At 66.7% G+C, this 18,798-nt stretch carries 14 protein-coding genes and 1 tRNA gene; all 15 read left to right on the forward strand.

Annotated features, from left to right (window positions below):
* The coding region (locus tag ACE3UY_RS03970) for a glycosyltransferase family 2 protein (RefSeq protein ID WP_374686257.1) at positions 1 to 858 on the forward strand (858 nt) is incomplete at its 5' end.
* 44 nt (positions 859 to 902) lie between these two features.
* The gene (locus ACE3UY_RS03975) at positions 903 to 2,858 is read left to right on the forward strand and encodes a right-handed parallel beta-helix repeat-containing protein (protein ID WP_374686258.1); all 1,956 of its coding nucleotides are present in this window, start codon (positions 903 to 905) and stop codon (positions 2,856 to 2,858) included.
* Positions 2,858 to 3,595 (forward strand): class I SAM-dependent methyltransferase, encoded by a 738-nt coding sequence (locus tag ACE3UY_RS03980; protein ID WP_374686259.1) that lies wholly within the window; start codon positions 2,858 to 2,860, stop codon positions 3,593 to 3,595. The genes ACE3UY_RS03975 and ACE3UY_RS03980 overlap by 1 nt, the downstream gene beginning before the upstream one ends.
* Positions 3,596 to 3,634: 39 nt before the next feature.
* Positions 3,635 to 5,341 (forward strand): sugar transferase, encoded by a 1,707-nt coding sequence (locus ACE3UY_RS03985; RefSeq protein WP_374686260.1) that lies wholly within the window; start codon positions 3,635 to 3,637, stop codon positions 5,339 to 5,341.
* Between the two features lie 87 nt (positions 5,342 to 5,428).
* A complete protein-coding gene (locus tag ACE3UY_RS03990) occupies positions 5,429 to 6,421 on the forward strand; it encodes an SDR family NAD(P)-dependent oxidoreductase (protein WP_374686261.1) in 993 nt (330 codons plus the stop codon).
* Between the two features lie 104 nt (positions 6,422 to 6,525).
* The gene (locus tag ACE3UY_RS03995) at positions 6,526 to 7,308 is read left to right on the forward strand and encodes an NDP-sugar synthase (RefSeq protein ID WP_374686262.1); all 783 of its coding nucleotides are present in this window, start codon (positions 6,526 to 6,528) and stop codon (positions 7,306 to 7,308) included.
* A gap of 4 nt (positions 7,309 to 7,312) precedes the next feature.
* Positions 7,313 to 8,515 (forward strand): DegT/DnrJ/EryC1/StrS family aminotransferase, encoded by a 1,203-nt coding sequence (locus ACE3UY_RS04000; protein ID WP_374686263.1) that lies wholly within the window; start codon positions 7,313 to 7,315, stop codon positions 8,513 to 8,515.
* 107 nt (positions 8,516 to 8,622) lie between these two features.
* Positions 8,623 to 10,554: a polysaccharide biosynthesis tyrosine autokinase gene (locus ACE3UY_RS04005; protein WP_374686264.1), complete on the forward strand. Its 1,932-nt coding sequence runs from the start codon at positions 8,623 to 8,625 to the stop codon at positions 10,552 to 10,554.
* A 245-nt stretch (positions 10,555 to 10,799) separates the two neighbouring features.
* Positions 10,800 to 12,197: a hypothetical protein gene (locus ACE3UY_RS04010; RefSeq protein WP_374686265.1), complete on the forward strand. Its 1,398-nt coding sequence runs from the start codon at positions 10,800 to 10,802 to the stop codon at positions 12,195 to 12,197.
* Between the two features lie 42 nt (positions 12,198 to 12,239).
* Positions 12,240 to 14,255: an O-antigen ligase family protein gene (locus ACE3UY_RS04015; RefSeq protein WP_374686266.1), complete on the forward strand. Its 2,016-nt coding sequence runs from the start codon at positions 12,240 to 12,242 to the stop codon at positions 14,253 to 14,255.
* A 103-nt stretch (positions 14,256 to 14,358) separates the two neighbouring features.
* Positions 14,359 to 16,425: a ribosomal protection-like ABC-F family protein gene (gene abc-f / locus ACE3UY_RS04020; protein ID WP_374686267.1), complete on the forward strand. Its 2,067-nt coding sequence runs from the start codon at positions 14,359 to 14,361 to the stop codon at positions 16,423 to 16,425.
* On the forward strand, positions 16,394 to 16,987 hold the full coding sequence (gene coaE, locus ACE3UY_RS04025; RefSeq protein ID WP_374686268.1) for a dephospho-CoA kinase: 594 nt from the start codon (positions 16,394 to 16,396) through the stop codon (positions 16,985 to 16,987). The genes abc-f and coaE overlap by 32 nt, the downstream gene beginning before the upstream one ends.
* Before the next feature lie 211 nt (positions 16,988 to 17,198).
* Positions 17,199 to 17,402 carry a hypothetical protein gene (locus tag ACE3UY_RS04030; protein ID WP_374686269.1) on the forward strand — a complete coding sequence of 68 codons (204 nt, stop codon included), beginning with the start codon at positions 17,199 to 17,201 and terminating at the stop codon, positions 17,400 to 17,402.
* A gap of 16 nt (positions 17,403 to 17,418) precedes the next feature.
* Complete coding sequence (locus ACE3UY_RS04035) at positions 17,419 to 18,552, forward strand: site-2 protease family protein (protein ID WP_374686270.1); 1,134 nt, start codon at positions 17,419 to 17,421, stop codon at positions 18,550 to 18,552.
* A 131-nt stretch (positions 18,553 to 18,683) separates the two neighbouring features.
* A tRNA-Met gene (locus tag ACE3UY_RS04040) sits at positions 18,684 to 18,758 on the forward strand.
* Positions 18,759 to 18,798: the final 40 nt, after the last annotated feature.

Consider the following 18,798-nt stretch of genomic DNA (forward strand, 5'->3'; position numbering starts at 1 on the left):
CTCCAGGCGACCTGCCCCACCCTGTACTTGATCGACAACCCGGCGCGCATTGTGCCGCCGGCCCTGAACATCGGCCTGCGCCACGCGCGCGGCGAGATCGTCGTGCGCGTCGATGGGCATTGCGAGATCGCCCCCAACTACGTGAGCCATTGCGTGCGCCACTTACTGGAGGACGACATCGACGCCGTCGGCGGGCCGATCGAGACGGTAGGCGAGACGGACGAGGCCCAGGCCATCGCCCTGGCGATGAGTTCCTGGTTCGGCGTCGGCGGCTCGGCCTTCCGCACGATTCAGGATCGGGCGCTGCTGGTCGAGACGGTCGCCTTCCCCGCCTATCCCCGCGAGACGTTAGGGCGGCTGGGTCCGTTTGACGAGGAACTCGTCCGCAACCAGGACGACGAGTACAACTACCGCCTGTTGAAGAGCGGCGGCCGGATTCTGCTGTCGCCCGACATCCGCTCGCGCTACTACAGCCGCAGTAGCCTGCGCTCGTTGTGGCGGCAGTATTACCAGTACGGCTACTGGAAGGTGCGGGTGATGCAGAAGCACCCGCGCCAGATGCGCTTGCGGCAGTTCGTGCCGGCGGCGTTCGTGGCCGCGCTGGTTGGGTCGGCGGCGCTGGGGGCGCTGTTCCGGCCGTTCTGGTGGCTGCTAGCGCTGACGCTGGCGCTCTACGCCGTGACCGATCTGGCGGCGTCGCTGTCGCTGGGCCAGGCCCATGGTTGGCGCTACGCGCCCCGGTTGCTGATCATCCACCCCATTTTGCACCTGAGTTATGGATTGGGCTTTCTGGCCGGGCTGGCCCGTTTTGCCGGACGGTTTCGCGCCCCCGGCCGGTCTTGGCAGCCCGCTCGTTAACAGGCAGTAGTTGTCGAGAGACGCCATCGTTCGGGAGGAAACGCATGAGGCGAACAGGCTCATCAGAGCGGGAAACGGGCATATCGCGGCGGCGGTTTCTACAGCATGCGTCGGTCGCGTTGGGCGCGGCGGCGGTAGCGGCTCTACCTGGCGCGGCGTTGCCCGGCGCGGCCCTGTCCCGTGCGTCGTGGGCATTGCCTCAACGCGCTTCCCAGATCGGCCCTATCGACGTGACGGCCGCGCCCTTTGGGGCGAAGGGTGACGGGACGACCAACGACCGCGCCGCGTTCCAGGCGGCCATCGACGCCGCCATCGCCGCCGGCCGGCCCCTGTTCGTGCCTCGCCCGGCCAAGTTCTACCGCATCATTCTGGAGCCGAACCACGACCGGCTGCTGGTCAATGGCAACCTGACCATCGTCGGCGCCGGCCGGACGAGCACCCTCCTGCGCTTCACAGTGCAGGGAGCGGGCACGGGTAAATATTACGCCGGCTTCTTCATCGTCGGCGGCAGCGCCTTCCAGATGGCCGATTTGCGGCTGGAAGAGGACTTGCACCAGCCCGTTGAGCAGTTCGAGTTCATGGGCCTCTTCTTCGAGTCGGGCGCGCGCGATCACGCCTGCCTGATCGAGAACGTGGACATCGAGGGCTTTACCCACTGCATCTACACCCCCTCATCCGGCGTGGACGGCGGCCGGGGCGAACTGTTCCTGGCGCTGCGCGACTGCGACCTGCATCCCTGGTGGCAGTATGGCATCGCTTTCTGGACGGTTCCCGAGGGGCACAAGCGGCTGCACCTCTACGATTGCACCCTGCACGACAACCAGTTTTCGCACCTGGTCTACTGCCACCCCCACAATTCGGTTCACGTCGAGAACTGCCGTTTCGATGGCGCGACCAGTTGGGCTTTTCAATTCCAGGGGTCAGAGGTAGCCGGCGACCCGGAGTATCAGCGCTTCGTCGGCTGCTGGTTTGGCCCGCGTAACAGTCGCGGGATCATCACCCAGGATCGCGCCGAGGTGGCAACGACCGTTGAGGTGCGCAACTGCATCTTCGAAGGGCGGCCGGCCATTCAGATCCGTTCCGATGTGGTCATTGATAATTGCTACTTCACCACGTCGCGCGACCCCGGCAAGACTGAGCCGTTCATCGGAGCCTACAGTAACTCTCCATGGAAAGCGACTGTCCGCAATTGCATCTTTGCTCCCAAAATCGGCTTATTGCCCCAGGTTGACTTACGCCTGGAGGATATCGACGTGACGGTGGAGAACTGCCAGTTTTACCATCAGGGGTCGGGCACGATCATGAACCTGGGTGTTGGCGCGGCCAGCCGCTACCGCGTCGCCAACTGCACCTTCTACAACCGGCCCGATAACGGCTCGCAGGCGGTGTCGCTGGAAGTAGACAATGGTCAGGCGCTTGTGGAGGATTGTCTGTTTATCGGGCGCGCGACGGGCGACCGCGGGGCCGTTGTCCTGCGCAGCACCGACACAGGGCCGGCGGCCGACGCCCGGCTGCAACTCGACCGCTGCACCTTCCAGGCCGTCAGCGGCGGTAGCGTCTTCTACGCCCTGGGAACCGGCGCGAACAGCTGGAGCGGCAAACTCTCCGGCGCGGGCAACCGCTTCGAGCGCTTGCAGAACGAGAAGCCACTGCTGATGCTGGAGCCGTCCGCGCCCTTCTTTGCCCGGCTGACGCCGGTCGCCGGCCAGGCCCCGGCGGCGCTTTCCGCGGGGCCGGCGCTGGTGCTCAGCGGCAACTATGATACCTATGGCGTGAGCGGCCCAGCTGACGTGTCGGCCATTCACTGGGTGACCGCGGACGGCCTGTCAGACGCGCTGTTCAGCGGTGTGGTGACCCTGGTGGCCGGGCCGCCCTTTGCCCTGGTTACCGGCGGCAACGTCACCCTGGCGGGCGGCGCGACGCGGCGCGACGTGGCCGCCGGGGCCACTGTTCGCCTGAGCTACGACCCTCAGGGGGCCGTTTGGACAGAGGCCGCCTGATGACCGCCCGCCGAATCACCTCTGACCGCATCGCCGCCCGCATCAGCGCCGACCAGCAGCGCGTGCGCGCCACCTATGCTGAGCGCCAGTCGCGGCTGGGCGGCAGCGATAAGTACTCCCTGGCCAATCCTGGCCACCTGTTCGCCATTCAACAGCGCCAGCGGGCGGTGCTGGCCTGCCTGGCGCGCGAGGGCGTTTGGCCGTTGGTCGGCAAGCGGGTGCTGGAGGTCGGCTCCGGCAACGGCGAGGTGCTGCAGGAGTGGCTGGGTTACGGCGTCCGGCCCGAACGGTTGCACGGTGCGGACATTCTGGCCGACCGGCTGGAGACCGCCCACGGCCGCCTGCCCCATGTCGCCATCAGCGGCGCCAATGGCGGCCAGCTGCCCTACGCGGACGACTCCTTCGACGTGGTTCTACAATTCACGGTGTTTTCATCGATTTTGGATAAGCACGTCTGTTATACTGTCGCCAGTGAGATGCGGCGCGTGCTCAGGCCAGGTGGGCTGATCCTGTGGTATGACTTCTGGCTCAATCCGCTCAACAAACAGACCAGAGGGATCCGTCGCCAGGAGGTTCGCGACTACTTTCCCGACTGCCGCGTCCGGTTCGACCGTATCACGCTTGCGCCGCCGTTAGCCCGGCGGCTGGCGCCCGTTTCGTGGCCGGCGGCGCTCTGTGTCGAAGCGTTGGGCCTTTTCAACACCCATTATCTGGCGGCTATCCGGCCGATCCGGTGAGTTATGAACGAGAGTATTGCCTCACAACAGAAGGCCAACGTGAAACTCCATACCGGACTTTCCCAGCAGTCGCGACTGCTGGATAACGCCGGGCGGCGTGTGATGGACGTGATCGTGGCCCTGATGGGCTTCATCATCCTGTCGCCGGCCTTCCTGCTGCTGGCCGTGCTCATCAAGCGCGACTCGCCCGGCCCCATTTTCTACTGGGGCGAGCGGATAGGGCGCGGCGGCCGGATTTTCCGCATCCTCAAGTTCCGCACCATGTACGAGACGGCTGCCAGCTACACCGGCCCGCGCGTGACCGGCCAGGGCGACCCGCGCATCACGCCGCTCGGCCACTGGCTGCGCGACACCAAACTCAACGAGTTGCCGCAACTGTGGAACGTGTTAAAGGGTGACATGAGCATCGTCGGGCCGCGGCCCGAGGACGAAAGCTTCGCCATCCACTGGCCGGCCGACGTGCGCGAGGTGCTGCTCTCCGTCCGGCCCGGCATCACCAGCCCGGCCTCGGTGCTCTACCGCGACGAGGAGGCGTTGTTGCAGTCCAGCAACGTCGTCGATCAATACCTGAAGGTCATCCTGCCCAGCAAGCTGCGTCTGGACTTGCTTTACATCCACCACCGCTCGCTGCTGACCGACCTTGACGTGATTTTCTGGACCCTGATGGCGCTGCTGCCGCAACTCAAGACCAAGCGCGTACCGGAACACCTGCTGTTCTGGGGGCCGCTGGCGCGGTTCATCAGCCGCTACTTCTCCTGGTTCGTGCTCGACAGTTTGTCGGCGTTCGGTGCGGTGGCTGTGGCCGGCGTTATCTGGCGCAGTAATGGGCCGCTGGAACTGGGTTGGGGCACGGCCATGACCGTGGCCCTGCTCATCGCCATCATCTTCAGCCTGGTCAACGCGCTGCTGGGTATTGGTCGCGTCATCTGGTCGCGCGCCGACATCAACGACGCCATCTCTCTGGCCGTCTCTTCCACCCTGACTACAGCGATTCTGGTCGTCGCCAACATGCTCTGGGAGCCGCGCGCGATCAGCGTGCCCTATCTGGGTTACCGGCTATTGCCATCGGGACTGATCCTGGTCAGCGGCGTGCTGGCCTTTCTGGGCTTCGTGTTCATGCGCTATCGCATGCGCATCATCACCGGTCTGTCGGCGCACTGGATCAACCTGCGCAGCCGGTCATCGGCGGTGGGCGAGCGGGTGCTAATCGTCGGCGCGGGCGAGGTGGGGCATCTGGCGGCCTATCTGCTGCGCAAAGCCGAACTGGGCCAGGTGTTCACCATCATCGGCATGATCGACGACGCGCCCCGCAAGCAGGGGGCGCGCATCGGCGGTCTGCGCGTGTTGGGCAACACGGCCGACATCCCGCGGCTAGTGCGCCAGCACGACGTGGGCCTGATCCTCTACGCCATCGAGAAGATTCAGCCGGCAGAGAAGGAGCGTATCCTGCGGTTGTGCCACGCGGCGGGTGTCCAGACGGCCATCCTGCCCGACGTACTGGCCGCGCTGCGGGCGCAACTGGATCTGACGGGCTTAGGCGTGACCGACTCCGGCCGCTCTCAGGAGCCAGTTGCGGCGGCAGACGAAAGCCCTCATCTGGAAAAGTGGCTGGTTGAGCTCGATGGCCTGATGCAAGCCCAGGCGTGGGACGCTGCTCACGAGCAAATTCAGGCCATGGTTGCGTCCACGCGCGTTGCGCCCACGCGCCAGGAGGCGGTCGTTCAGCATCAAGTTGGGCGCGTCTAGAGATGGTTGTCCGTCAAGGGTAGGGGCGGGCTTTCAAACCCGCCCCTACGCCCGAACGTCGGGCCTAACAGGAGTCACGCAAACGAAATGAATCTCTGGTCTGGCAGGCGCGTTCTGGTCACGGGCGCGGGCGGTTTCATCGGCAGCCACCTGGTCGAGTCCCTCGTCCGGGCCGGGGCCGGCGTACGCGCCTTTGTGCGCTACAATTCGCGCGGCGACGCCGGGCTATTGCGCCAGTTGCCGGCCGAGATCACCGGCGAACTGGACGTGATCGCCGGCGACCTGCGCGACACGGGCGCGGTGGATCGCGCCGTGGCCGGCGTCGATGTGGTCTATCACCTCGGGGCGATTATCTCCATCCCTTACTCCTACCGCCACCCGATGGAGACGGCCGAAACCAACTTCATGGGCACGCTCAACGTGCTGATGGCCTGCCGGACGCACAACGTCGGCCGGCTGGTGCACACCTCCACCAGCGAGGTCTACGGCACGGCCCAATTCACGCCGATGGACGAGCGCCATCCGCTCCAGGGGCAGTCACCCTACTCGGCCAGCAAGATCGGGGCCGACAAACTGGTAGAGAGCTTCTACCGCGCCTACAACCTGCCGGCGGTCACCATCCGGCCTTTCAACACCTACGGCCCGCGCCAGTCGGCCCGCGCCGTCATTCCCACCATCATCACTCAGGCGCTGACGGCCGATTGCGTCCGGCTGGGTAGCCTGACGGCGCGGCGGGATTTCACCTATGTGGGTGACACGGTCGATGGCTTTCTGCGCGCCGCCGACGCGCCTGATGTGCTCGGCGAGGAGATCAACCTGGGCACGGGCGTGGACATCAGCATCGGCGAACTGGCCGAGCGGGTCATCGGCTTCGTCGGTCGGCCGGTGGAGGTTGCCGCCGACGCCGAGCGGCTGCGGCCGGACAAGTCCGAAGTGTTGCGCCTGCTGTCGGACAATGGACGGGCGCGATCGGCGCTGGGCTGGCAGCCGGCCTGGTCGCTCGATGACGGTCTACGCGAGACGATCCGCTGGATCGGCGAGCATCTGGATTTCTATCGGGTTGGCCGGTACGAGATTTGACGGTTCGTAGTCAGGCGATTCATCGCCGTTCTGCTCTCCCGAGCAAAGAACGGCGATGAATCGCCTGATTACGAACAACCATCCGGGCCGCGACAGGAGAGTGCATGATGAAAGCAGTGATATTGGCGGGAGGCAAGGGCACGCGGCTTCGACCGTACACGACCATCCTGCCCAAACCGCTCATGCCCATCGGCGACATGCCGATCCTGGAGATTTTGCTGCGCCAGATGCGGCGCGCCGGCGTCACTGAAGCTGTGCTAACCGTGGGGCATCTGGCCGAGTTATTGCGCCTTTTCTTCCGCGACGGGCAACGCCTGGACATGCGCCTCAGCTATAGCTACGAGGACGCTCCGCTGGGCACGGCCGGGCCGCTGTCGCTGGTCGATGGCCTGGACGACACCTTCCTGGTCGCTAACGGCGACGTGCTGACGACGCTGCCGCTCCAGGAACTACTGGCCCACCACCGGCGCGGCGGCGCCGCGGCCACCATCGCCATGCATCGCCGCCAGGTGCACATCGACCTGGGCGTCATCCAGCAGGACGGCGACGGCCGCGTGACCGGCTACATCGAAAAGCCGACCTACGACTTCATGGTCAGCATGGGCATCTACGTCTTCGAGCCGCGGGTGCTGCGCTTCATTCCGACCAACGCCTACCTGGATTTTCCCGACCTGGTGAAGCGCCTCATCGCCGCCGGCGAGACGGTCAGCGGTTATTCGTTCGACGGCTACTGGCAAGACCTGGGGCGGCCCGACGACTACGAGCGCGCCGTTGAGGACTTCGACCGCATGAAAGCCGAATTTCTGTCCGACGAGGCGGCGCTGCCTCTGGCGGTCAACGGCAACGGGCGCTACACCAGCCGCGAGGGGTACCGGGGGACGGACTGACGATATGAACTGGCGTATCCCATTGGCCGACATTGACCTGGGGGCGGCGGAGGAAGCGGCTGTCCTCGACGTACTGCGCCGCCGCTGGCTGACGATGGGCGGGGTGACAGCCGAGTTCGAAACCGAGTTCGCCGCCCTGACCGGCTCGCGCCACGCCCTGGCTGTTGCCAACTGCACTGCCGCCCTCCACCTGGCCGGGCTGGCGCTCGGTTGGGGGCCGGGCGACGAGGTGATCGTGCCCTCGCTGACCTTCGTCGCCACGGTCAACGCTGTACGCTACAGTGGAGCGACGCCCGTCTTCGCCGACATCCGGAGCGAGGCGGATTTCAGTCTGTCGCCGGCCGACGTGGCGGCGCGTATCACATCCCGCACGCGGGCCATCGTCGTCGTCCACTACGCCGGGCACGCCGCCGACATGCCGGCGTTGCTGGCGCTGGCCGAGCGGCACGGGCTGGACGTGGTCGAGGATGTGGCCCACGCGCCGGGAGCGACGCTGGACGGCCGGTCCCTGGGCGCGTGGGGGCGGATCGGCTGCTTCAGCTTCTTCTCGAACAAGAACATGACCACCGGCGAGGGAGGCATGTTGACCACCGACGACGACGCCATCGCCGAGCGGTTGCGGCTGCTGCGCTCTCACGGCATGACCAGCCTGACCTGGGACCGCCACAAGGGGCACGCCTGGAGCTATGACGTGGTCGCCCCCGGCTATAACTACCGCATGGACGAGATACGGGCCGCCATCGGCCGCGTCCAGTTGGGCAAGCTGGCGGCCAACAACGAGCGCCGCCGGACGCTCGACGCCCTCTATTGCGAGTTACTGGCGGATGTAACTCCCACCATCGGCTTGCCCTACGCGGCTCCTGCAGGGAGCGGGGCCGTTCCCGCCTGCCACATCCGGCCCATTTTGCTGCCGGCGGAAGCCGACCGGCAGCGGTTCATGGAGGCCATGAAGGCGCGCGGCATCCAGACCAGCATCCACTACCCGCCCGTCCATCATTTCAGTCACTATGCCGAGGCGGGGCGTGGGGCGCTGCTGCCGGTCACCGAGGCGGTCGGCGCGCGCGAGGTGACGCTGCCGCTCTATCCGGCGTTGACCGCGGCCGACATCGAACTGGTGGTGGCCGCCGTCGCCAAGTCGCTGGATGCAGCGCTGGAGCCGGCCGAAGCGCCGTTAGATAGTCCGTCAGCCATCTATGCTTCAATATAAAGGCTAGGCGGCGCGCCGGGCCACACTGAGTATCGGTATTATTCTTTATCGGTTGTTGGGGCAGAGTCACGTGTCTGACCCCGGTAGAAGCAGTACAGGTTGTCACTATGGAATTGAAGTTGATTCTTACCATGTTTAGACGGTGGTCGTGGCTGCTGGTCATCGGCCTCATCGTTGGCGGCGGCGCGGGCTACGTCCTCAGTCTCTACCAGACGCCCGAATACCTGGCCAGCACCAAGGTGATGGTCATGGAACCGCTCGGTAACAACGTCTCCAACGTCAACGATCTGAACGACAAGGAACTGGCCGACACCTACATGGAACTGCTGCTCACACAGCCCATCCTGGAGTCCGTCAGCCAGAAGGTCGGCCAGACGGTGCGGGCATCGACCATCAAGGCCGTCCGCGTGCGCGACACCGGCTTGCTGGAAGTTACGGTGCGCGACACCAATCCGGAGCAGGCGGCGCTCATCGCCAACACGCTGGTCGCAGTGCTCATTGAGTACAACGAGGCGCTCCAGATGTCGCGCTTCTCCTCCTCCGAGCAGAGCCTCGAACTCCAGGTCAACGAGATCGAGAGCGAATTGGGCCAGTTGGAGCAGAATATCGAGCAGCGTTCCGAGCAGAACAGTGAGGCCAAGCAACTCGCTACCGAACAGCGCAAGGTGGAACTGGAGCAACAGATTTTCACCCTGCAAGGCGAGATCGCCCGGCTGGAGCAGGACATCGACGACCTGACGCCGGACGTGCTGCCCAACCAACTGCCGACGCCGCTGACGCCGGAGCAGCGCGAGCAGCTCAACGACAGGCGCACCCAATTGGCGCAGAAGCAGTTCGTCCTCGACCTGGCTAAGGAGAGCTACTTCAAGCTGGTGCTGCCGGAGGAGACGGCCGCGCTGACCGAGCCGGCCGCGACGCAGAACCTGGAGCAGGCCAATCTAGAGCTTTACCGCCAACTGTACTCGACGCTGCTAAGCAACTACGAGGCCGTCCGCCTGGCCCGGCTGCAGAACACGCCCAACGTGGTGCAGGTGGAGAAGGCCACGCCGCCACCGCTGCCCATCCAGCCGGGGCCGCTGCGCAACATCATCCTCGGCGCGCTGATCGGCCTGCTGGTCACCGGAGCCATCGCCTTCACGCTGGAATATCTGGACGACACGCTGAAGACGCCGCAGGACATCGCCAACGTCCTGGGGTTGCCGGTGGTGGGTTACGTCGCCAACGAGGCGGCTGTGGAGAAAAGCGAGGGCATGCCCTACGTAGCCGCTAATCCACGTTCGCCAATGGCTGAGACGTTCCGCACCCTGCGCACCAACCTTGAATTCGCCAGCGTCGACAAGCCGCTGAAGACCATCCTTATCACCAGCCCCGGCTCCAGCGAGGGTAAGACTACCATAGCCAGCAACCTGGCGGCGGTCATCGCCCAGGCCAACAAGCGCGTCATCCTGCTGGAAGGCGACCTGCGCCGGCCGCGCGTCCACCGCGCGCTGGGCATGACCAACCAGGTCGGGCTGAGCGACGTGTTCCGCGGCCAGATGGACATCCGCGACGTAGCGCGCTACTCCAAGGTGAAAGACCTGGCCGTCATCACCAGCGGCAGCCTGCCGCCTAATCCGGCTGAACTGCTCGGCTCGGCCCGCATGAGTCACATCCTGGCCCGATTGGTCGAATCGGCCTCCGTCGTGGTCATCGACAGCCCGCCTTTCGTTGTCACTGACGCGACCGTGTTGGCGGCCAAGGTGGACGGCGTCTTGCTGGTCATCCAGCCGGGCAAAACCCACGCCGAAGCGGCGCGCGCCCTGCTGGCCCAACTCAACCGGGCGGGCGCGCACGTCGTCGGGGTCGTCCTGAATCGCGTGCCGCGCAAGAGCGCCAACTACTACGGCTACTATCGCTACGACAGCGATTCGCCGGCCTACTCGGTCGAGACGCAGCCGGCCGAGACCTCGCCGGCCGCCAACGGGCGCGCCAAGGGTATCGCTCTGTTCAGCAACGGCAAGGCGGTGAACGGACGCATCGGCGAGGAGACGTCATCGTAGTCGGGCAATGGATCGCCGTTCCCGTCTTCACGCGCGCTTCACAACCTGTTCACCGCTTTTCCATGAGGAGAGGCGCGGGCAACTGGTATGATCCAGGCGCGACGGACTATCGCTTGTGACGAACAAGCCCGTACCGAAATAACCTGTAGAGAGTGACCACAGAGCTTGTCCGCAGCCGCGCTATCGAAGACCCCGCGAGCTCTGTGGTTTCGCTTTACCGGACGAGTAATGGAATGTAGAGAGACATGCAACGCAGCACCACTTATCGGCCACCTCTGCCCCGCCGGCCCCAGTCGGTCGGCAACCCCGACGCCGCGCCCGGCCGCTGCCCCTGTGTGGGCGCGCTGGCTGATCCGGGCACGGCGTTGGCTTTCCCTTCCGACTCCAATCACTGCTTTCGGACAAACTTCCCTATCCCGATTAGCTCCATCCATCAGGAAAACTACTGTCTGTCGGCCCAATACGTGATGTGTCCGGTCTTTCAGCAGTACGCCGCGCAACCGGAGAAAGCGCCCGCCGGACTGCCGCTGGCCGCGGCAGCGCCAGCGGTGGCCGAGGCGCCCCAGCCGGTGGGCGCGGATGACGACCTGTTCGCCGCCACGGCGTTCGGTGGGGCGGGCCTGGCGTTGGGTGTGGGCGCGGCCCACTTGGCCCCAGCTCCCGCAGCGCCTCCCTCGCCGACGCCGGCGCCAGCGCGTGACTTCGCGCCCTACGACCCCTCGCAGGAGTCGCCCCCCGCGCTGTCGCGGTCGCGGCATCTGGACAAGCGCATTCTGCTCCTCGGTCTGGCCTTGCTGGCCCTTCTGGCCCTGGCCGGCGGGGCGCGGCTGAAGCTGTTCGGCAGCCGGGCTGGCGTGGAAGACGGCCGTCAAGGGGCTGTGGTGACCATGCCGACGCTGGCGCCCACGGCCGACCTGAGCGCTCTGGTGGCTGATCTCACGGGGCAGGCTACGCCGACGGTCGCGATCCCGGCCACCGCGATTGAGGCCGGGGGCGACAGCGCGGCGACCGCGCCCGCCGCGGCCACGGCGACGACGGAACTGGACAGCATCGCCGCCACGGCCACGGCCATGTTCGCCGGAGCGGTGGCCCCGGTGGAGTGCGCGCCGGTCGGCTGGTGGGTTCCTTACGTCGTCGTCGAGGGCGATACCGTGGAGTTGCTGGCCGCGTCGCGCGGCATCGCCCCGGAAGAACTCATTGTCGGCAACTGCCTGGGGCCGCAACCGCTGGTGGCCGGCCAGAGCCTCTTCCTGCCGCCCGTGGGCGTCATCATCGCCCTCCTCGGCCAGCCAACAGCGACGCTCAACCCAAGCACACAGCCCACCGCCACGCGCGCCGCTGGCCTGCCTACGCGCCGCCCGGTTCTGTTCCCGACGCCGACGCCCATCGTGATCATCGTCGCCACCGCGCACGGCATCACGCCCGAAGCGCCGGCCACGGACGAGCCGCCACCCCAGCCGTCCCGCGCGCCGTCCACGGCCGTGCCGACGAAGCCCGCCACGGTCGTGCCGCCGCCCGCCACGCCCACGCCCCGCTCGACGGCCACGCCGGCCGTGTTGACTGCGACGCCGCCGAGGCCATCGGCCACGCCGCCGCAGCCGACGGCCACGCCGGCCGTGCCGCCTACGCCGGCCGCGCCGTAACATTGGCCGTTTTGGGACGCCAATCTCTGAGCAGGTCGTCTTATGGACAAGCCCTTCGCCAGCGCCCACGAGAGGCCGGCCGCCGCGCTGCGCGCGGGCCGCGTCCACGCGGCCGTCTTGCTGCTGACCGCGCCTTTCCTGCTGGCGTCGGGCTGGTTTCCGCGGCCGGTGGTGATGCTGGCGTTGGCGGCGCTGGCTATCCCCTTCGCGCTGCGGCTGACCACGGAGGGGAGGCTCTCCCGGCCGACGCCGCTGAACTTGCCGCTGGCTATTCTAGCGATTGTCTGCGCGCCGCTATCCCTGGCCGCTGGTCCGGCCTTGCGCGCCATCGCCTGGCCCCACGTCGCCACGTTGCTCTGGTCGCTGGCGCTCTTCTTCGCCGTGGTCAACTGGCCGCGCGAGCGGTCGGAACGATGGCGTCAGAGGGGTGTCGCCTGGGGCAGTCCGACGCGGCTCTATCTGGCGCTGGGGGCGGTTACGGCCGTGGTGGGGCTGCTCGGCATGCGCAGCGTCGATAAACTATTCTATCTGCCGCAGACCGGCCAACTGGCCGGGCGGTTGGGCTGGGGCGATGGTCTGCCCACCAATGAGATCGCCGGCGCGCTGACCCTGTTTGTGCCGTTCGCCGCGACACTGACGCTCGGCTGCCTGCTGCGCGGGCGGCGGCGAACGCTGCTGGCGCTGGCCGCGCTAACGTCGTTGCTGTTGGTCACACTGGTGTTAACCCAATCGCGCACGGCGCTGATCGCCTCCGGCCTGGGGACGTTGGTGGCCTACGTCCTGACGCTGCGGCCAGATCGCAAGTGGATCGTCGTGGGACTGCTGGCCCTGCTCGTGGCCGCCTTGCTCGTCGGGCTGAGTCCGTTGCGCGACTGGTTTATCTTCGCCGGGGCCAATTCGTGGCAGAGCGTCATCGGGCCGCGACTCGCCATCTGGTCGCAAGCGATAGACGGCGTGCGCGACCATCCGTTGTGGGGCATGGGCTTTGGCGCGTTCGGCGCGCTATCCCGGTTGGTCTATCCCCTCATCCCGCCGGTCGACGCCGCGCCGATTGAGGACGCCCATAACCTCTACCTCCAGACGGCGCTCGATTTCGGTCTGGTTGGCGGGGCGCTGCTGATCGCCTTGTTGGCCATCGCCTTCGTGGCCGCCGCCCGGCTGGTGCGGGCGCGGCCGGCGCGCACCCTGTCGCGCGCGTGGGCGGCCGGGTTGATAGGGGCGCTGGCGGCCCACGCGCTCTACAGCCTGACTGACGCCGTCGCGCTGGGCACGCTGGCCGGTGTGCCGTTCTGGTTCCTGCTGGGCCTGATTATGCGTCCCGACCGGCCCAAAGTGAGCGAGGCCGCGCCGGCGCGCTGGCCGATGGTGGCCGGAGTGGGGGGCGTGGCGCTGCTCTATGCGCTGGCCGCCTGGCTGGCGCTGCCGGTCAATAGCGCCGGGGAACTGGCCGCGAATGCCCTGCTCGATCCGCGCTCCGAATCGGTCGAGGCTGGCCGCGCCGCCCTGGCGCTGGCCGATGGGAACTGCCGCGCCGAGTACTACAAGGGGCTGGCGCACCACGCCGCCGGCGACCAGACCGAGCGGGCCGCGGCTTGGGCGCGGCTATTCGGCTGCTCAGCCGACTACATCGCTTATGTGGCCGTCCTCGCGCCCGACGACGCCGACCTGGCCCGGCAGGCCATCGCCGCGCAGCCGGGCAGCGCCGACGGCTATTTCTGGCTGGCATCCCTGGTGGCCCAGGCGAACGCCCATCCGTCCGCCCCCGACGAAGCCATTGCGCTGTACCGCCTGGGTCTCAATTTTGCGCCGTCCGACGGCCGCCGCTGGCTGGCGCTGGCGCAACTACTGCGCGGGCGCGACGATACCGCGGCGCTCGAGGCCTTTCTGCAAGCCTGCCGCCACGGCGATCCGGGGGCCAATGGCTGTCTGGGCGCGGGCCAACTGGCCGAAGCGCGCGGCGACCCCTCCGCCGCCATTGGCTACTACCGCCTCTCGAACTGGCCGGGCGCTCTCGACCGCGCCGACGCGCTGGAGCGGCAACTGGCCGGAGAAGAGTAACGCGCTGATCGACGCCTATCCGTGTTCATCTGCGGCCCATTCTCCCCTACCCCCCTGCACCCCTGTTCCCCCGCTCCACCAAATAGCGCTATAATCGAGGGCCATGGCAGTCTTAAACGCGATCCGCGTCGGACAATCCTTCGGCGAGTACGACGTCTTTAGCGGCGTCAGCGTTAGCGTGCCGCGCGACGGCAAGATCGGCCTGGTGGGGCCTAACGGCGTCGGCAAGACGACGCTGCTGCTCATCCTGGCCGGCAAGGCCCAACCCTCGGCTGGCAACGTCCACCTGGCCCGCGGCGCGCGCATCGGCTACCTCTCGCAGGAGTCGTCGGACACCTTCATAGGCCAGAGCGCCAATCACACCGTGTTCGAGGAGATGCTGACCGTCTTCGACGCCTTGCGTGACATGGAGGCGCGTCTGCGCCAACTGGAATCGGACATGGCCGCGCCCGACGCGGGTGACGATTTGCTGGAGGAGTACAGCCGTTTGCAGGTGCAGTATGAGGTGGCCGGCGGCTACGAGTACGAGACGCGCATCCGCATGGTGCTGACCGGCCTGGGCTTCCGGCCGGAGGCGTGGAGCCAGCCGCTCACCCAGTTGAGCGGCGGCCAGAAGACGCGCGTGCTGTTGGGCCGGCTGCTGCTCGAATCGCCTGACCTGCTCATCCTGGACGAGCCGACCAATCATCTCGACGTACAGGCCATCGAGTGGCTGGAGAACACGCTCAACACCTGGCCGGGCGCGGCGCTGGTTGTCAGCCACGACCGCTACTTCCTCGATCGCGTCGCCAACACTATTTGGGAAATGAGTTCAGGCGGCGTGGAGAGCTACCGCGGCAACTACAGCGCCTATGTGACGCAGCGCCAGGATCGCTGGGAGCGGCTGCAACACCAGTACGAGGCATTCCAGGAGCACGTCGCCAAGGAGATCGACTTCATCCGCCGCAACATCTCCGGCCAGCGCACGCAGATGGCCTGGGGTAAGCTGTCGCGGCTGAGCCGCGAGGTGGAGGCGGTGCGCGCCGGTGGGCTGGCGACGCTGGGCGATCTGGGCAGCAAGGGCTGGAGCCATATCGCCAGCGAGCTTGACCTGAAGCGGCCGGCATCCACGCTGGCCGAGTTACAGGCGGCCGTCGCCGCGCTGCCCGCGCCGACCCGGCCGCCCGTGCTCAACATGCGCCTCAACGCCGCCTTCCGCAGCGGCAACATCGTCCTGCGCGCCGCCGACCTGACCGTTGGCTACCCGGGCCGGCCCCTGTTCACCGTCAGGGAACTGGAGCTTCACCGGCAGGAGACGGCCGCGCTCATTGGCCCTAACGGTACGGGCAAGACGACCTTTCTCAAGATCATCCTCGGCCAGTTGGAGCCGCTGGCCGGCCGCCTGACGCTGGGCGCGAGCCTGAAGATCGGCTATTTCGCCCAGGCGCAGGAGGCGCTCCGTCCCGAGGCGACCGTGCTCGACGAGTTGTTGCGCCACAAGGAGTTGACCATCAGCGAGGCGCGCAACTACCTGGCCCGCTACCTGTTCCGCGGCGACGACGTGTTCAGCCAGATCAGCACGCTGAGCGGCGGGGAGCGGGCGCGGCTGGCGCTGGCCATCCTGGTGCTGGAGGAAGCCAACTTCCTGCTGCTCGACGAGCCGACCAATCACCTGGACATCATGTCGCAGGAGGTGTTGCAGTCGGCGATGGAGGCGTTTAACGGCACGATCTTGCTGGTCACCCACGACCGCTACCTGGTGGATCGCCTGGCCAGTCAGATATGGGAGCTGAAAGAGGACGAGCGCAGTGGGGCGCGGCTGGAGATCTTCAAGGGGCCATACCAGGAGTTTCTGGCGGCGCGCGCGGGCAAGCCGGCTCCCATCGTGGCGGCCCCGACCGGGCCGGCCGCTCCGGAATTGGGTGGCAACGGCGCGTCCACCCGGCTGAGCAAGAACGAGCAACGCCGGCGGGTCGAGGCCCTGGCCGCGGCCGAGGCGGGCATCGCTGACGCGGAGGCGGCGCTGGCAGGGCTGAGCGAAGCGCTCCAGGCCGCAGCGGCGGCGCAGGATTTCGTCGCGTTGCAGCGATTGACCGGCGACTACGCGGCGGCCGAAGACCGGCTGGAACAACTTTTCAATGATTGGGAGGCGCTGACGCATGAGGCGGGCGATCATCGGGCTGACGGGTAATATCGCCACCGGCAAGTCGGCCGTCATGCGCCTGGCCGCCGAGCGCGGCGCGCTGACCATCGACGCCGACCGTGTCGTCCATGAACTGCTCGACGGCGACGCGGCTATCCAGGAGGCGGTGGCCGCGGCGTTTGGCCCCGACGTGCGCCGGCCCGATGGGCGCGTTGACCGCGCCGCGCTGGGCCGGATCGTCTTCGGCGACGCGGCGGCGCTGCGCCGGCTGGAAGGCATCCTGCACCCGGCTGTCCGGGGCGAGATCGCCCGCCGCGTGGCTGACGCCGACGCGCCGGTCGTGATGATCGAGGCCATTAAGCTGCTGGAAGGGCCGCTGGCAGAGGTATGCAGCCAGGTGTGGGTGACAGCTTGTTCGCGCGAGACCCAGTTGAGCCGGCTGCGCGTCTGTCGCGGCCTGGATGAGGCCGATGCCGCCGCTCGCGTGGACGCCCAGAACCCCCAAGCGGACAAGATCGCCCGCGCCGACGTGGTCATCTACACTGATGGCCTGCTGCGCGACACCGAGGCACAGTTTAACAAGGCGTGGGCCGCGTTGCCATTGGCCTGAAGAGCTCACGCAAAGAGCGCAAAGAAGCAAAAAACGCCAAGAAGAGTCTTTTCTTGGCGTTCTTTGCTTCTTCGCGCTCTTTGCGTGAGCTCTCTTCACTCTTCTCTCAGGCAAGCAAGTAGCATTTCCCCCGCTATTGGCTTATAGTTACAGCCTCATGCAAGCTATCAAGAGTTGGGTCCTTCGCCATTCTAATCTCGCGGCCTGGATCGTGTTGGCCGTCGGTATGAACGCCATCCTCATCTTCGAGGCGCGCGATGTCGGCCTGCTGCCGATGCAGTGGTTCTGGCTCTTCCTGATCACGACGCTGGTGGCCGGGGCCTGCATCTGGATCGTCAGTTGGGGAGATGATGACGAGGCCGCGGTCGAGGGAACCGCTGAGCTGCCGGCCGACGAGCCGGGAATGGGTTCCTGATCCCAGGTCAGCCACAATGGAAGAGATTCAACCGCCGGTCGTCCCGCCGGTGTATGCGGAGATCGACGCGCTGCGTCGCGACATCGCCGATCTGTTCGTCGTCGAAGACACCACCCTCGACTACCCCGACAAGGAGCACGTGCGCTTCCGCGGCCGGTTCCGCTGCGATCCGGCCGAGTGTTACGACGAGTTGCGGCGACGCTTCGAGCGCCACGGCTACACGCCGGTCGTCAACCGGGAGGATGAAGCACGCTCCGCCCTGATCGCCATGCCGGTGGTGTTCGACCATCCCGGCTCGCGTTGGATCATCAACCTGGTTCTCTTCCTGGCTACCATCTTCTCGACGCTGGTCGTTGGGGCGGCCTACGAGCTTGGCTCCTACGACCTGGCCTGGCGGCAGCCCTGGCACGGCTGGCCGTTCGCCTTCAGCATCCTGCTCATCCTGGGCGCGCATGAATTGGGCCACTACTTCGCCGCCCGCTATCACGGCGTGCCGGTGACGCTGCCTTACTTCCTTCCCATGCCGTTCTCGCTGTTCGGCACGCTGGGGGCCTTCATTCGCCTGCAAGGGCCAGTCAACAACCGCCGGGCGCTATTCGACGTGGGCGCGGCCGGGCCGCTGGCCGGGCTGGTGTTTGCCCTGCCGTTGCTGTTCTACGGCCTGGCGACCTCCGATCTGGGCCCCATCTTCCCCGGCCAATCGTTCGAGGGCAACTCGCTCCTCTACCTGCTGATCAAGTTCGCCGTCTTCGACCGCGTGTTGCCCGGCGGCGGCCAGGACGTGTATCTGAACCAGGTGGCCTGGGCGGGGTGGGTGGGCCTGTTCGTCACCGGCCTGAACCTCATCCCGGTCGGCCAGTTGGATGGCGGGCACGTGGCCTACGCGCTGTTCGGGCCGCGGTCGCGCGGCTTCTTCTGGCCGGCCATCTTCGGGTTGGTGTTGATTACGCTCTTCTCCTACGTGCGCGGCCTGCTGGTCATTACGTGGCTGTTGTGGATTTTCCTGCTGCTGGTTTTCGGCCGCATCCACGCCCGGCCGCTGGAAGACGTGAGCACGCTCGATCCGCGCCGGCGCGTGCTGGCCGTGTTCACGCTGGCGCTGTTCTTCCTGGTCTTTGTGCCGTTTCCGCTGGCGGGGTTGGCGCGCTAGTCACACAGCCTGTCCTGGCTGCTGCAGCTGCGGCTGCTTCTTCGCGCCTCGACCGACGCCGCCACAGCCTGACAGGCTGTGCTACGATTTTGCCGATCGCCCACAGAGGCGCTATAATAGTGCTTGAATTTGGCGCTATAGCTCAGTGGTAGAGCGGGGGACTCATAAGCCCTAGGTCGATGGTTCAAATCCATCTGGCGCCACCAGGATGCAGGTCTGTCCGCCTGTACCGGAAGTTCCGTCAAC

The organism is Promineifilum sp. (SeqCode) (assembly GCF_041918635.1).
In the GTDB taxonomy this organism is placed as follows: Bacteria; Chloroflexota; Anaerolineae; order Promineifilales; family Promineifilaceae; genus Promineifilum.